The sequence below is a fragment of the Allochromatium vinosum DSM 180 genome (assembly GCF_000025485.1).
GTDB classification, from domain to species: Bacteria; Pseudomonadota; Gammaproteobacteria; order Chromatiales; family Chromatiaceae; genus Thermochromatium; species Thermochromatium vinosum.
In genome coordinates this window covers 2585972-2600536 of record NC_013851.1, presented here as the reverse complement: position 1 = coordinate 2600536, position 14565 = coordinate 2585972, and the positions used below count along the sequence as shown (strand labels likewise).

Below are 14565 nucleotides of genomic sequence, written 5' to 3'. Positions count from 1 at the left end.
ACGGACACAACCCGCATCGCGGTCCTCTCGGACCGCGATCGCCAATCGTTTGAGCCTATCGAAATACATGACCCAATCTTCGCGATCGACGACCTTCCAACCACGCGACAACGCCCAGCGTGAGGCGAGCGAACGCCTGCTCGCCCTGCATCAGCGACTGCTCGGCGACGACAGCGCAACCCGGCCGGAACCCACGGGCTGGCTCGGGCGCGTGCGGGCGCGCCTGGCCAAACCCGCCTCGGTCGAGCCGGTACGCGGACTCTATCTCTGGGGCGGGGTCGGGCGCGGCAAGACCTATCTGATGGACTGGTTCGTCGAGGATCTGGAACTGTCCGGCAAGCGGCGGCTGCACTTCCATCACTTCATGCGCGACATCCATGCCGCGCTTGCGGTCCTGCCCAAGCAGCCCGATCCGCTGGAGGTCGTAGCCGATCGACTGTGCGCCGAGACGCGCGTGCTCTGTCTCGACGAGTTCCTGGTGACAGACATCACCGACGCCATGATCCTGCACGGATTGCTGCGGGCGCTGTTCGCGCGCGGCCTGACGCTGGTGACGACCGCCAATACCAAACCGAGCGAACTCTATCGCAACGGACTGCAACGCCAGTCCTTTCTGCCGGCAATCGCGCTCATCGAGCAGCACACGGAGGTTTTCGAACTCGACGGCGGGGTGGACTATCGGCTGCGGACCCTGACGCAGGGCGGGCTGCTGTTCGAGTCGGGCGCGGCGGGCGAACGCCAGTTGGCGGACTATTTCGCACGCCTGACCGGCGGGCATGTCGAGCCGGCGACGGCGATCGAGGTCAATGATCGCTCGATTCCGGTCAAGGGCATCGGCATGGACGTGATCTGGTTCGATTTCGCGAGCCTGTGCGGCACCGCGCGCTCAGCCGCCGATTACATCGAGATCGCCAAGGAGTATCACACCCTGCTGCTCTCGGACGTGCCAAGGCTCGAACCGCGCCAGGAAGCCGCCGCGCGCCGCTTCCTGCACCTGATCGACGAACTCTATGATCAGCGGGTGAAGCTGGTGATGTCGACGGCGGCGCCGATCGATGGGCTCTACGCGGGCGGTCTTACCGAGTTCGCGTACGAACGCCTGATCAGCCGTCTGATCGAGATGCAGTCGCGCGACTATCTGGCGGCGTCGGCCGATTCGGGCTGAGTCGGTTCGAATGGAGCGGCGCGCGATCGCGATCAGCGCGCGCGGTAGACGATGCGGCCCTTGGTCAGATCATAGGGCGTCAGCTCGACCGTGACCTTGTCGCCGGTGAGGATGCGGATATAGTGCTTGCGCATCTTGCCCGAGATGTGCGCGGTCACGGTGTGACCATTCTCGAGCTGGACACGGAACACGGTGTTCGGCAGGGTCTCGGTGACCGTGCCTTCCATCTGGATGACATCGTCTTTTGACATAGTGGACTTCGTTGGAATGGCAAATGCGATCCTTGTAAACGGCGGAAGTCTACCACATTCGAAACCGGAGCGGTTCAGCAAGTCTTGGCCGCAACTGGCTCAGCCGTGCGCTACTGTGTCGAGCGCTTCTTCGAGTTGCTGATTACGCCGCCGGCATTCCTCGGTCTTCACTCTGTCGATGAGGTCGAAGAGGCTGTGAGTGCCCAGCTCGAGCTCATTGATGAGCGGGCGAATCGACTCGAACGTCGCGTCCTGACGATGCAGCTCGAACATGCGCTCGATGAGTCGGCTCTGTTCGACCGCCAACACCTGAAGATTGCGCCAGGCCTGAGTCCCGGTCATGGGCAGGTTGCGCGAGGACGTCATCCAGGCATCGATGGGTGTGTGCCGGAAGGGTCTCTCGTCGAAGGGTTCGGCGCAGGTGATGGCCGACAGCAACTGATCCTTCATCCGGATGTATTCGAGTTTCACCATGTTGATCTCGAACACCAGTTTGACGTCACAGACCTGATCGAGCGGGCGTTGGAGGGCCTGGGTCTGCTGCGAGACGTTGACGAGATTCTCGACCCGCTTGGCGATGTGGTTCGAGAGTTGGAACATCGTTTCGGCGACACACTGATTGTTTTCGTTCGCCGTGGTCAGATCCTGTGTGAGTGTGGTGAGACTGGCGATCTGCTCGAACTGCCGGCGCGAGGAATCGCGCACGTCCTTGGTGACGCGCAGCATGACGTCGACATTGTTGCTGATCTCGGCGAGTGACTGCTGGGTCTTCTCGGCGAGCTTGCGCACCTCGTCGGCCACCACGCCGAAACCACGTCCATGCTCGCCCGCGCGCGCGGCCTCGATGGCGGCGTTGAGGGCGAGCAGATTGGTTTGACCGGCGATATCGGCGATGACCTGAGTGAGGGTCCGCATGGATTGCGCCTGCTCGCTCATCTCGGCGATGCGTCGGTCACTGTCCTCGATGTTGCGCGCGATGGTGGCGATGGTGTCGCTGGTCACCGTGATGGCGCGGGTCTGGGACACGGCGGCCTCACGTAGCTGGCCGGAGGCGTCGAAGAGCTGTTCGGTGCCCTGCTGTAGCGTATCCCCGGTGCGCCGGATCAGGGCCATGAGTTCGGAGATACTGACCCCGAGCGTGTTGATCGAGCTGATGAGGCTGCCGAGCTTGCCGGTATGCTCCTCGACGGCGAGCTGGCTGGTGAAGTTCGAACTGGCGAAGGACAGGATGGCACTGAGGATCTTGTCGAAATTCCGCTCCGAGCGCTCCAGCATCTCGTTGAAGATCGTCTTGAGCGCATCGAGCTGGTGGTTGTCGGTCGTCCCGCCGACCCGCGAGGAATAGAAACCGCTCGTCACGCGACCCACGATCGTCTCGACCTCCCGGATGAGCGCTTGGTCGCGCTGGAACATGTCTTGGGTGTGGGCGATATTCTCGCGGATCATACCGGCCATCTCGCCAAGCTCGTCGCGGCTCTCGAAACCGATCGGCCGGCACTGGTCGCTGAGATGGTTGAGATAGTCGAAAAAGCCCTGCAGACCGGCCTTGATCTCGGCGACGGGCTTGAGAATCATGGCGTTCATGCCGAAGAACAGGGCCAGAATCATGAACAGGATCATGAAGACGATCAGCCCCAGGAAGGACAGGGTGATGGTCGAGGCTTCGCCAAGGCGCGTTTGCAGAACCGAGATCGGTTCGCCGACCACATGGTAGGCCACCACCTCGCCGCTGAGGTCGGTGACGGGAAGGAGGCTGGCGAAGAAGCGGTCATTGCGGCTGTAACCCTGTTCGAGCAGGGTCGCATAGTCGAGCGAGCGCGCGAAATCGAGGGTGGGCTCGCTGAAATACTTGTCGTTCAGTACGACGAAGTCACCAATTTTTTGATTTTTAGCGGCTTTTTTAGCGATCTTCAAGGCGCGATCGTTGAGCAGCATCAGATAGAACTTGTCTTCCTGCTCGAAGTCGCGGCTGACGCTGCCCACGCCCTGGAGGAACTCCAGGGTGCCGACGAATTCGGCGCCGTCGAACACGGGCATGATGGCGCGGATCATGAGTCCGTTCTCGCCGAGTTCGAAGGCCACCAGGGCTTTCTTCTCCGTGTTGACCTTGACGATTCCAGGGCGGATCCGGGTCAGATCGTCGCCGAACTGGTCGAGCTTCCAGCTTCGCACGAAGGAACGCATGTCGCGCGTGTGGAGATGGATCTGAATGCCCTTGAAGTTGCTGTTTTTTTGATACAGGTTGCCGATCGCCTCCAGTGTGGCGATGGCCAGATCGCGGTCACCCCGTTTCATGGCCTCGATGATGGAACGGTTGGCGGCGAAGGCGATGGCGTTGGTCAGGCCGATGTCTTCTTTCTTGGCGATGCGCTGGCGTACCGCGCCGAGCAGTTGCTCATGACGCTGCTCGACGATACGGTTGGTCAGGGTGGCCTCGCTGAAATAGGCATAGGCCACCCCGATCACGAGGGATATCAGGCCGATGGCCGTGATCAGGATGAAGATCTTAGTTCGAATCGAAGACATGTGTCCTGTTCCTGCTCGATTGTTCGCCTGCATCTCGGGGCAAGTATCATACTGATCGTCCTGAGTGACTGTCCTTGAGTTCTGTCCGTTCAGACCACCATCGGTCGATGCCCTTCAGCGTTCATCGAACCTCAGGGGCTGCCTGCGCTCGAAGCGTCGCCAGTGCCGGCCGTCCCAGGCCTCGATCGGGCGGAAGCGCTCCTTGTAGACCATCTTGCGTGATTCGGCGATCCAGTAGCCGAGATAGAGATAGGGCCGCCCGAGACGCCGGGCGGTCTGGATCTGAGCCAGCACGCCGAAGGTGCCGAGCGCGCGCTCGTCCAGCTCGGGATCGAAGAAGGTGTAGACCGCCGACAACCCCTGTTCGAGCACGTCGGTGACGGCCACCCCGACCAGCCGCCCGTCGAGCCGGAACTCGATGAAGCGCGTCGTCCCGCCCCAGGACTCGACCAGAAAGCGCCGATAACTGTCCTCGGTCGCATCCTCGGCCATGGCGCCGTCGGCGTGACGCGCGGTCAGATAGCGCCGATAGAGGTCGAACTGTTCCGCGCGGAACGCCGCCGGGCCGTCGCTCAGGGTGATGTCCGGCGCATTGAGTCGCCAGTTGCGCCGCTGCGAGCGATTCGGCACGAACCCGGCGACCGGCAGACGCACCGGAACGCAGGCCGAACAGCCGCGACAGGCCGGGCGGTAGACATGAGCGCCGCTGCGCCGGAACCCCTGATCGATGAGCGTCTGATAGGTCGCTCCATCGATGCGTGCGCCCGGATCGACGAACAGCGTCCGCGCCTGGACACCGTCGAGATAGGAGCAGTCATGCTCGCCGGTCAGATAGAGCGGCAGCGTGCGTCCGCGTCCGATGCCCAGCCCGTGCATCATCCTCCGTCCCCGCCGACCGGCGCGATCCGGATCGCGCACGCCGGACGCTCCGTGCCGTCGTCCCAGCTCCGATCGTATCCGGGACGCGCGCCATGCCGGTCCAGGAGCGTCAGAAACTCGGCGCGCGGCACCTCGAACGCTCCCAGGCTCAACAGATGCCCGGTCGTCATCTGGCAGTCGATCACCCCGAACTCCCAGTCCCAAAGCTGTTCACAGAGACGCGCCAGGGCCACCTTGGAGGCATCACTCACCCGGCTGAACATGGATTCACCGAAGAAGGCGCGCCCGATGGCCACGCCATAGAGTCCGCCGACCAGCTCGCCCGCGCGCCAGACCTCGACCGAATGGGCCAGCCCCAGCGCATGGAGCTGCCGATAGGCCGCGACCATCTCCGGAACCAGCCAGGTTCCGTCCTCGGCGTCGCGCGGCTCGGAGCACCCCTGGATGACCCCGGCAAAGTCACGATCCAGCGTGGTGACGAGATCGCCGCGCCGCAGCCGCTTGCGCAGACTGCGCGAGCCGTGGAAGCGCTCGGGGATCAGGATGGCGCGCGGATCGGGCGACCACCAGAGGATGGGATCGCCCGCGCTGAACCAGGGAAAGATGCCGCGCCGATAGGCCTGGATCAGCCGTTCGGGACTCAGATCCCCGCCGACCGCCAGCAGTCCATTGGGCTCCCGCAGCGCCTGAGCCGGATCGGGAAAGGCCGTGCGATCGCGCGGATCGAGTAGGGCGATCATGGCGGCGCGTCAGGACTGCGCCTCCAGTGCGTCGAGATACTTCTCGGCATCGAGTGCGGCCATGCAGCCGGTGCCCGCCGAGGTGATGGCCTGACGGTAGACCTGATCCATTACATCGCCCGCCGCGAACACGCCGGGGACCGAGGTCGCGGTCGCATTGCCCTGGGTGCCGCTCTGGACCTTGATATAGCCGTTCTCCATGTCGAGCTGACCGGCGAAGATGGCTGTGTTGGGCGTGTGACCGATGGCGATGAAGACCCCTTGCAGGTCGATGTCCTGGGTCTCGCCGGTTTGGACGTGCTTGATGCGCATCCCGGTCACGCCCGTGGCATCGCCCAGGATCTCGTCGAGCACATGGTTCCAGGCGATGCGGACGTTGCCCTTCTCGGCCTTTTCTAAGAGCTGCTGTTGCAGGATCTTCTCGGCCCGCAGGGCATCACGCCGGTGGACCAGAGTCACCTCGGAGGCGATGTTGGAGAGATAGAGCGCCTCCTCGACCGCCGTGTTGCCGCCGCCAATCACGGCGACCTTCTGATTGCGATAGAAGAACCCGTCGCAGGTCGCACAGGCCGAGACGCCGCGTCCTCTGAAGGTCTGCTCCGAGGGCAGGCCCAGATACTGCGCGCTCGCCCCGGTGGCGATGATCAGCGCATCACAGGTATAGGTCGCCGAGTCGCCGATCAGCCGGAACGGACGGCTGGACAGATCCGTGGTGTGGATGTGATCGAAGAGGATCTCGGTCTCGAAGCGCTCGGCATGGCGGCGCATCCGTTCCATCAGCTCCGGACCCTGGACGCCGTCCGGATCGCCGGCCCAGTTGTCGACCTCGGTCGTGGTCATCAGCTGACCGCCCTGTTCCAGGCCCGTGACCAGCACCGGCTTGAGGTTGGCACGCGCGGCATAGACGGCGGCGGTGTAGCCGGCCGGTCCGGAGCCGAGGATCAGGAGTCGGCAGTGTTTGGTTTCGCTCATCGATTGGATACTCCAGGGCGCCCGATCAGGTCGGGACAGGGTTGCGACGTCTCTGGCCCGGAATTCGCAGGCCAGCGGGGCGCAACAGTGAGAAGGGCTGTGTCGGATGACGCCAATTTAAGGGTTGCCCGACGGAGCGTAAAGTCCGAAGGGGCAGGTGTGCCGACGCCGTCTTCTCACATCCTCAGATTGCCCGAGGCGCCGGGATTGCGCCGGGCGGCGATTGACAGCCGCCGTCCAAGGGCGATACAACCGACCAAACTCCAGATATTCCAGTGATCTGGCACGCTAATCGAGAGTGATCCATGAAGATTCGAACGACCTCCACGCCACTGTCCCGTTTGACATTCATCCTGGTCGCGCTACTGGTGCTGACGACCCTGGCCGGCTGTGCGAGCCGTGGCCGGGACGACGGACTCAGCGCGCGCCGCGCCGAACTGGTCGACAAAAGTCTGGCGCAGATCGGAACCCGCTACCTGTATGGCGGCGAATCGCCGGACGAAGGCTTCGATTGCAGCGGTCTGACGCATTACGCCCATCATCAGGCCGGCCTCGCGATCCCGCGCACCGCCGCCGCCCAGCAGCGAGCCGCCAAGCCCGTGCCCCGAAGCCGGCTGCAACCGGGCGACATGGTGTTCTTCAAGACCGGACCCAACGCCTATCACGTCGGCCTGATGATCGACAGGGAGCGCTTCGTCCATGCTTCGACCTCGCGTAGCCGGGTGCGCATCGATCATCTCGACACGCCCTACTGGAACAGGCACTACATCGGCGCGGGAACCTATCTGCGCTGAGTGCATCGAATGGCCGTCCACGCGGGCGCTGAACCGTGCCATTGACAAAGATCAGGGCGGATACGGTGCCGGGCGCGGACAATCGCATTGCTCAAAGACACCGAGCCGCATCACGGCTTGCGCGGCCCCGTCGTGGATACGGCTTTAAACGACTCGCCTTTTCGGGCCGCCTGTAGGAAAATGCCAGACGGCTTCCGGTACTGGACCGGGAGTGTCGGAATCACCACACCATATTCTGTTAGGAGTGACTTCATGTCCGATAAGCCAATCAGCAAGAGCCGTCGTGACGCTGTCAAAGTGATGCTGGGCACCGCCGCCGCCATCCCGATGATCAACCTGGTCGGTTTCGGCACCGCCCGTGCCTCCGCTCCCGCCAATGCCGTGGCCGCGGACGATGCGACCGCGATCGCCCTCAAGTACAACCAGGATGCAACCAAGTCCGAGCGCGTCGCCGCGGCCCGTCCCGGTCTGCCGCCCGAAGAGCAGCACTGCGCCAACTGCCAGTTCATGCAGGCCGACGCCGCCGGCGCGACCGACGAGTGGAAGGGCTGCCAGCTCTTCCCCGGCAAGCTGATCAACGTCAACGGCTGGTGCGCTTCCTGGACCCTGAAGGCCGGCTGATCGCCGTTGCCGGATTGGGACGAAACGGGGCCGCTGGCCCCGTTTTTCGTTCATAATCATGCAACGGTCTTCAGTCTCTCCAGGGTTGTTCGTCATGTCATCCGAAAGCTCCAGTGAGTTCGCCAATGCCCGCCCCTACAAAGGCTTGAGCGGGAACGAGGGCGTGGCCCGGATACGCTGGCGATTCGTGTTTCTCCGCGTCATCGTCTGGAGCCTGATCGGGATGATCTATGCGCCGCTATTCATTGGATTGCTGTCGCTGGCGCGCGGGGCCGAGCTGGGTGGGTTCGCCTATGTCCTAGCCGCTGCCCTGGCGGGTGCAGCGGGCGCCGTGCTCTATGGCGCGCACGAACTGGCGCTGATCAGCACGGGTATCGGCGCGGTGACGGGCGTGGCACTGCTCATCCTGATGCCCGGCCAGGCCACTCTGACCAATGCGGTCGTGACGGCCTCGATCCTGGCGGCTACGGTCGGTTTGACGCTCTCGTTTCCGCGTCGCTGTACCCGCCACGTTCCAGGCAAGCTCCTGGCCGGACTCCTGACCGGAGCCTTCGTCGGTACCGTGCTGGCCATCGCCGAACCCCTGCATTCGGCGCCGTTTTCGACTTTCTCCGTCCTGCTCTTCCTGGCGAGCGTGAATGGCATCCTCTATGTCGGAACCGTGCGTGGCTGGGTCCTGGTGTCGCGTCGTCTGGGGCTGGAGTCGCGTCCGTGCGATCTGATCGAGGCCACGACCATGGCGATCCTGGCCGCCATCGCCGCCGGCAGTGTCTGGATGATGGTCGCGCCGCTCATGGGACTCGATCCGGGGTTCTGGCAATTGGCCAGCCTCTCGATGCACGATGAGATCCCGCCGGCCTTCCTGGGCGGATTGCTCGGCGGCGCCATGGCGGGTCTGTTGCTCGAACTCTTCCGCTTCCCCTGGGTCCATGACGTCTGAGATCCGCGCTACCGCGCCCGTGAGTCGATCATGATGGGGACTCTTGTGGTAGGCTGCGCGGTCAGCCGCCCGCCCCGGGCCGCCATCGATCCGTTTTGGTCAGACCCTCGTCAACTGCATGTCACGCACCAAATCCAGCCGCCGCTGGCTCGACCGGCATTTCAACGATCCCTACGTCAAGCGCGTCCAGGTCGACGGCTATCGCTCGCGTGCGGCCTATAAACTGCTGGAGATCCAGGAGAAAGACCCCATTCTCAAGCCAGGGATGCGGGTGGTCGATCTGGGCGCGGCGCCGGGTAGCTGGTCGCAGATCGCGCGCCAGCTCGTCGGCCCCGAGGGCTGTGTGGTGGCCCTGGACATCCTGCCGATGGAGCCTCTGCCGGGTGTCGTCGTGCTCCAGGGTGATTTTCGCGATGACGAGGTGTTGTCGCGCTTGCGCGAGGCCATCGGCGAGGCGCCGCTCGACGTGGTGCTTTCGGACATGGCGCCCAACATCACCGGGACCATGGTCGTGGATCAGACGCGCGCCATGTATCTGGTCGAACTCGCGCTGGAGCTGGCGCGCTCGCATCTGAAGCCCGGTGGCACCCTCGTCACCAAGGTCTTCCAGGGCACGGGCTTCGACGACTACATGCGCGAATTGCGCTCAAGCTTCAGACAGGTGGCCACGCGCAAGCCCAAGTCCTCGCGCACGGAGAGCCGCGAGGTGTTTCTGGTGGCCAAGGGCTTTCGGCCCTAGAATCCGGGGATCGAGTCGTTTTTCCAGCGTTTTACCTTCAGGGGTCGTGAGTCGTGAGTGACATGGCGAAAAATTTACTGCTCTGGGTGGTCATCGCCATCGTGCTGATGTCCGTGTTCAACAATTTCACCGCGACTCAATCGACGCCCCGAAATCTGGATTACTCGGATTTCATCGAACAGGTCAAGCAGGGCGGCGTCAAGGAAGTCACCATCCAGGGTCGCCTGATCGATGGCATGACCGAGACCGGTCAGCGCTTCAGCACCTACAGTCCGGGTGACGATGGGCTGGTGGGCGACCTGCTCAACAACAATGTCATCATCAAGGCCGCACCGCCCGAGGGTCAGTCGGTCCTGATGCAGATCCTCATCAACTGGTTCCCGCTCCTGATCCTGGTCGCGCTCTGGATCTTCTTCATGCGCCAGATGCAGGGGGGAGTCGGTGGACGCGGCGCCATGTCGTTCGGCAAGAGCCGCGCGCGGATGCTCTCGGAGGATCAGGTCAAGGTCACCTTCCAGGACGTCGCCGGGGCGGAAGAGGCCAAGGAAGAGGTCGTCGAAATGGTCGACTTCCTGCGCGATCCGACCAAGTTCCAGAAGCTCGGCGGCAAGATCCCCAAGGGCGTGCTCATGGTCGGCCCGCCCGGTACGGGTAAGACGCTCCTGGCGCGCGCCATCGCGGGCGAGGCCAAGGTGCCCTTCTTCACCATCTCCGGCTCGGACTTCGTCGAGATGTTCGTCGGCGTCGGCGCCTCGCGCGTGCGTGACATGTTCGAGCAGGCCAAGAAGCATGCGCCCTGCATCATTTTCATCGACGAGATCGACGCCGTGGGCCGGCATCGCGGTGCGGGTCTGGGCGGCGGTCACGACGAGCGCGAACAGACGCTGAACCAGCTCCTGGTCGAGATGGACGGCTTCGAGGGCAACGAGGGCGTCATCGTCATCGCCGCCACCAACCGGCCCGATGTGCTCGACCCGGCGCTGCTGCGTCCCGGTCGCTTCGACCGTCAAGTCGTGGTGCCGCTGCCGGACGTGCGCGGTCGCGAGCAGATTCTGAAAGTCCACATGCGCAAGATACCGGCAGCCGAGGACGTCAAGGCGTCGATCCTGGCGCGTGGCACGCCGGGCTTCTCGGGTGCGGACCTGGCCAATCTGGTCAACGAGGCGGCACTGTTCGCCGCGCGCGCCAACAAGAAGCTGGTCGAGATGAGCGACATGGAGAAGGCCAAGGACAAGATCCTGATGGGCGCCGAACGTCGCTCCATGGTCATGACCGAGGACGAGAAGCGCCTGACGGCCTATCACGAGTCCGGGCACGCCATCGTCGGGCGTCTGGTGCCGGATCACGACCCGGTGCACAAGGTCAGTATCATCCCGCGCGGTCGTGCGCTGGGTGTGACCCTGTTCCTGCCCGAGGACGACCGTTTCAGCTACAGCAAGCAGCGTCTGGAGAGCAACATCTCCAGCCTGTTCGGCGGGCGCTGTGCCGAGGAGATCATCTTCGGCGAAGACAGCGTGACCACAGGGGCGCAGAACGACATCCATCGCGCCACCGAGATCGCGCGCAACATGGTGACGAAGTGGGGTCTGTCCGATCGGCTGGGGCCGCTGACCTACAGCGAAGAAGAGCAGGAGGTCTTCCTCGGCCACTCGGTCACGCAGCACAAGAGCGTCTCGGACGAGACCTCGCATTTGATCGACGAGGAGATCCGGCGCGTCATCGATCGCAACTATGGGCGCGCGCGCGATCTGCTCCAGGAGCATCTCGACACGCTCCACGCCATGGCTGCCGCGCTGATGAAGTACGAGACCATCGACTCGTCGCAGATCGATGACATCATGGCGGGGCGCGAGCCGCGTCCGCCGCGCGACTGGGAGGACGACGAGCCGCGTCGTCCGGCCGCCTCGCGCAATGGTCTCAACGACGACAACGGCGATGGCTTCGAGGCCGGTCAGGTCGGTCATCCGGCAGGAGAACACTAAGTCATGCGTCAGTATTTCGGCACCGATGGCATCCGTGGACGAGTCGGCAGCGGGAACATCACCCCTGATTTCGTACTCAAGCTCGGCTGGGCGGCCGGGCGTGTGCTGGGCAACGGGCGCGGCAAGATCCTGATCGGCAAGGACACCCGGATCTCGGGCTATATGTTCGAGTCGGCCCTGGAGGCCGGATTGGTCGCGGCCGGGGTCGACATCCGGCTACTCGGTCCCATGACCACGCCGGGCGTGGCCTATCTCACCCGGACCTTTCGGGCCAGCGCCGGCATCGTCATCACCGCCTCGCACAATCCGTTCGACGACAACGGCATCAAGTTTTTCTCCGCCAACGGCGACAAGCTGCCCGACGAGGTGGAACTGGCCATCGAGGCCGAACTCGATCAGCCGCTCCGCACCGTCGAATCGAGCGCGCTCGGCAAGGTCAAGCGCATCGACGACGCCAACGGGCGCTATATCGAATTCTGCAAGAGCACCATCCCGGCGAGCATGAACTTCCGGGGGCTGAAGCTGGTGGTCGACTGCGCCAATGGCGCGACCTACAACACGGCACCCTTCGTCTTCGAGGAACTCGGGGCGAATGTCGTGCGGCTCGGCAACGAGCCGGACGGCTTCAACATCAACCACGGCGTCGGCTCGACCCAGCCGGGCGCGCTACGCGAAGCCGTGGTGCGCGAGGGCGCGGATCTCGGCATCGCCTTCGACGGCGACGGCGACCGGGTGCTCATGGTCGACTCGCGCGGCCACCTGATCGACGGTGATCAGCTGCTCTATCTGATCGCCAAATCACGTCTGCTCACCGGCGCCATGCGCGGTGAGGTGGTCGGTACGTTGATGAGCAATCTCGGCTTCGAGCATGCGCTCAAGCGACTCGGCATCGGCTTTGCGCGCACCAAGGTCGGGGACCGCTACATCATGGAGCGGCTCAAGGCCAGCGACGGCATCCTCGGCGGCGAGCCGTCGGGCCATATCATCTGCCGCGACCGCACCACCACCGGCGACGGCATCGTCTCGGCGCTCCAGGTTCTGGCGGCGCTCGACCGGCTTGGCACCCGACTCGACGACATCGGCACCGAGGTCGAACTCTATCCGCAGGTGCTCGTCAACGTGCGTCTCGACCAGCCGCGCGATGTGCTGAGCCTGCCCGAAGTCCAGGACGCCGTCGCCAGTGCTGAAAGTGAACTGGCCGGGCGCGGACGGGTGCTGCTGCGCCCCTCCGGCACCGAACCCCTGGTACGCGTCATGGTCGAGGGCAGCGATCGGCCGCAGGTCGAACGTCTCGCCGAACACCTCGCCGGGGTCGTGCGCGCTCAACTCACCGCTTGATAGTGTTTCGGAACCATCGTGGCCATCGTCAGAAAAAGCGCTCTGGTGCCCTATTCGGCATCCCGCATGTTCGATCTCGTCTATGACGTCACTTCCTATCCGCAATTCCTGCCCTGGTGCGACAGCGCCAGCGTGATCTCCGAGACCGAGGAGAAAATCTGCGGTCAGATCGGGGTACATCGGATGGGGATTCGACAGACCTTCAGTACCTGCAACCGCTACGAGCGCGATCGGCTGATGCACATCGATCTGCTCGACGGGCCGTTCCGCAAGCTGGTCGGCGCCTGGCGCTTCACCCCGCTGCGCGAGAATGCCTCCAAGGTCGAGCTGGAACTGGAGTTCGAGTTCTCGGGACGCCTGATCGACAAGGCGTTCGGCAGCGTTTTCAACCAGATCGCCAATACGCTGGTGGATGCCTTCTGCAAGCGCGCCGATGAGGTCTACGACCGTGACTGAATATCTCCAGATCTCGGTGGCCTATGTCGGCACGGATGGACAGGCGCTGCGGGCGCTGGAAGTGCGCACCGGCACCAGTGTCCGCGAAGCCATCGAGCAATGCGGACTGCTCGATCAGTTCCCGGAGATCGATCTCGACGCCAACAAGGTCGGTATCTTCGGCAAACTGGCCAAGCTGGATCAGGCGGTCGAGGAGGGCGATCGGATCGAGATCTATCGCCCCCTGATCGCCGATCCCAAGACGGCGCGCAAGCGGCGCGCGGCCTGAGATCCTCCGTGCTCACTCGTCGGCGCTCGTCAGCACTCGAGTGAGGTGGCGGATGGTGCCGATGTAGTCGGCGGCCAGCGTATCCACGACCTCCACCCGTCCACCGATCTCCCGGGCGACCTGTTCGGCGGCCTTGGTCGACAGTTGAGGTTGGGCCAGGATGACCCGCACGTCCTCGCGGCGTGCCTGATCGATCAGGGCGGCCAGCCGTCGCGGACCCGGTTCCTTGCCCTCGGCCTCGATGGGGATCTGGGTCAGGCCATAGGTCTCGGCGAAGTAGCCCCAGGACGGGTGGTAGACCATGAAGCGGCGGTGCGTCAGCCGGTCGAGCCGGGCACGGGTGTCGGCGTCCAGCGCCTTCAGCTCGGCGATGAAATCCGCCCGCCGCGCCTCGTACTCGGCGGCCCGCTCCGGGTCGAGTTCACTCAGCGTCCCGGCGATGCGTTCCGCCATCCCAATCACGAGCGGCGGGCTGGTCCAGATGTGCGGATCCTGCTCGCTGTCGGATTCATGGTGATGATCAGGTTCCGCTCCGTGCCCATGCTCATGAGCTTCGAGACGGCGCCTTGAGATCCCGTCGCTGAGATCCACCACGCGGATCTCCGGATTCACGGCCCTGATCCGCTTCATCCAGGCGGTCTCCATTGGCAACCCGATCCCGAAATAGACATCCGCCTCGGCCAGCCGCGCGATCTGTCCGGGGGGCGGCTCATAAGCATGCGGATTGGAACCGGCGCCGACGAGCGCCTCGACCTGGACGTGAGATCCGCCGATCTGTTCGACGAAGGTCTGCTGCGGCGGCACGGTGACGAAGACCTGGATTCGGTCCGCGCCCGGCAGGGCGGTGGATAGGCAGAGCAAGGCGATGAACGATAGGATTCGGGTTCGCATGGT

General features: G+C 64.0%; 15 protein-coding genes and 1 pseudogene. 9 read left to right on the top strand and 7 right to left on the bottom strand.

Going from position 1 to position 14565, the window contains the following annotated elements; all coding sequences use genetic code 11:
- The first annotated feature begins 67 nt into the window (after nucleotides 1-67).
- On the top strand, nucleotides 68-1165 hold the full coding sequence (zapE, locus tag ALVIN_RS11360) for a cell division protein ZapE (protein ID WP_012971470.1): 1098 nt from the start codon (nucleotides 68-70) through the stop codon (nucleotides 1163-1165).
- A gap of 32 nt (nucleotides 1166-1197) precedes the next feature.
- Here zapE and infA read toward each other — a convergent pair whose 3' ends face one another.
- The 6 genes and pseudogenes from infA to trxB all read right to left on the bottom strand — a co-directional run bounded on the left by infA (nucleotide 1198) and on the right by trxB (nucleotide 6533).
- The gene (gene infA / locus ALVIN_RS11355) at nucleotides 1198-1416 is read right to left on the bottom strand and encodes a translation initiation factor IF-1 (protein WP_012971469.1); all 219 of its coding nucleotides are present in this window, start codon (nucleotides 1414-1416) and stop codon (nucleotides 1198-1200) included.
- A 99-nt stretch (nucleotides 1417-1515) separates the two neighbouring features.
- On the bottom strand, nucleotides 1516-2352 hold the full coding sequence (locus tag ALVIN_RS18325; RefSeq protein ID WP_407637054.1) for a methyl-accepting chemotaxis protein: 837 nt from the start codon (nucleotides 2350-2352) through the stop codon (nucleotides 1516-1518).
- 960 nt (nucleotides 2353-3312) lie between these two features.
- Nucleotides 3313-3942 (bottom strand): annotated as a pseudogene (locus ALVIN_RS18320) (cache domain-containing protein); the annotation flags it as partial.
- 114 nt (nucleotides 3943-4056) lie between these two features.
- Complete coding sequence (locus ALVIN_RS11345; protein WP_012971467.1) at nucleotides 4057-4821, bottom strand: arginyltransferase; 765 nt, start codon at nucleotides 4819-4821, stop codon at nucleotides 4057-4059.
- Nucleotides 4818-5561: a leucyl/phenylalanyl-tRNA--protein transferase gene (gene aat, locus ALVIN_RS11340; RefSeq protein WP_012971466.1), complete on the bottom strand. Its 744-nt coding sequence runs from the start codon at nucleotides 5559-5561 to the stop codon at nucleotides 4818-4820. The genes ALVIN_RS11345 and aat overlap by 4 nt, the downstream gene beginning before the upstream one ends.
- A gap of 9 nt (nucleotides 5562-5570) precedes the next feature.
- Nucleotides 5571-6533, bottom strand: coding sequence for a thioredoxin-disulfide reductase (gene trxB, locus ALVIN_RS11335; RefSeq protein WP_012971465.1), 963 nt, complete (start codon nucleotides 6531-6533; stop codon nucleotides 5571-5573).
- Between the two features lie 305 nt (nucleotides 6534-6838).
- On the opposite strand from trxB, the gene ALVIN_RS11330 reads away from it, so the two are divergent.
- The 8 genes from ALVIN_RS11330 (at nucleotide 6839) to ALVIN_RS11295 (ending at nucleotide 13671) form a co-directional block, all read left to right on the top strand.
- Nucleotides 6839-7327, top strand: a complete 489-nt coding sequence (locus ALVIN_RS11330) for a C40 family peptidase (protein WP_012971464.1) — start codon at nucleotides 6839-6841, stop codon at nucleotides 7325-7327.
- Nucleotides 7328-7579: 252 nt separating this feature from the next.
- On the top strand, nucleotides 7580-7948 hold the full coding sequence (locus ALVIN_RS11325) for a high-potential iron-sulfur protein (RefSeq protein ID WP_012971463.1): 369 nt from the start codon (nucleotides 7580-7582) through the stop codon (nucleotides 7946-7948).
- 94 nt (nucleotides 7949-8042) lie between these two features.
- Entirely contained in the window at nucleotides 8043-8888 is an 846-nt protein-coding gene (locus ALVIN_RS11320; protein ID WP_012971462.1) for a hypothetical protein, read from the top strand.
- Nucleotides 8889-9006: 118 nt separating this feature from the next.
- Complete coding sequence (rlmE, locus tag ALVIN_RS11315) at nucleotides 9007-9627, top strand: 23S rRNA (uridine(2552)-2'-O)-methyltransferase RlmE (RefSeq protein WP_012971461.1); 621 nt, start codon at nucleotides 9007-9009, stop codon at nucleotides 9625-9627.
- A 62-nt stretch (nucleotides 9628-9689) separates the two neighbouring features.
- The gene (ftsH, locus tag ALVIN_RS11310) at nucleotides 9690-11609 is read left to right on the top strand and encodes an ATP-dependent zinc metalloprotease FtsH (protein WP_012971460.1); all 1920 of its coding nucleotides are present in this window, start codon (nucleotides 9690-9692) and stop codon (nucleotides 11607-11609) included.
- 3 nt (nucleotides 11610-11612) lie between these two features.
- Nucleotides 11613-12947 carry a phosphoglucosamine mutase gene (gene glmM, locus ALVIN_RS11305; protein WP_012971459.1) on the top strand — a complete coding sequence of 445 codons (1335 nt, stop codon included), beginning with the start codon at nucleotides 11613-11615 and terminating at the stop codon, nucleotides 12945-12947.
- An 18-nt stretch (nucleotides 12948-12965) separates the two neighbouring features.
- The gene (locus tag ALVIN_RS11300; RefSeq protein ID WP_012971458.1) at nucleotides 12966-13403 is read left to right on the top strand and encodes a type II toxin-antitoxin system RatA family toxin; all 438 of its coding nucleotides are present in this window, start codon (nucleotides 12966-12968) and stop codon (nucleotides 13401-13403) included.
- Nucleotides 13396-13671, top strand: coding sequence for an RnfH family protein (locus ALVIN_RS11295; protein WP_012971457.1), 276 nt, complete (start codon nucleotides 13396-13398; stop codon nucleotides 13669-13671). The genes ALVIN_RS11300 and ALVIN_RS11295 overlap by 8 nt, the downstream gene beginning before the upstream one ends.
- Before the next feature lie 12 nt (nucleotides 13672-13683).
- On the opposite strand, the gene ALVIN_RS11290 is transcribed toward ALVIN_RS11295, so the two are convergent.
- Nucleotides 13684-14562 (bottom strand): metal ABC transporter solute-binding protein, Zn/Mn family, encoded by an 879-nt coding sequence (locus tag ALVIN_RS11290; protein ID WP_012971456.1) that lies wholly within the window; start codon nucleotides 14560-14562, stop codon nucleotides 13684-13686.
- Nucleotides 14563-14565: the final 3 nt, after the last annotated feature.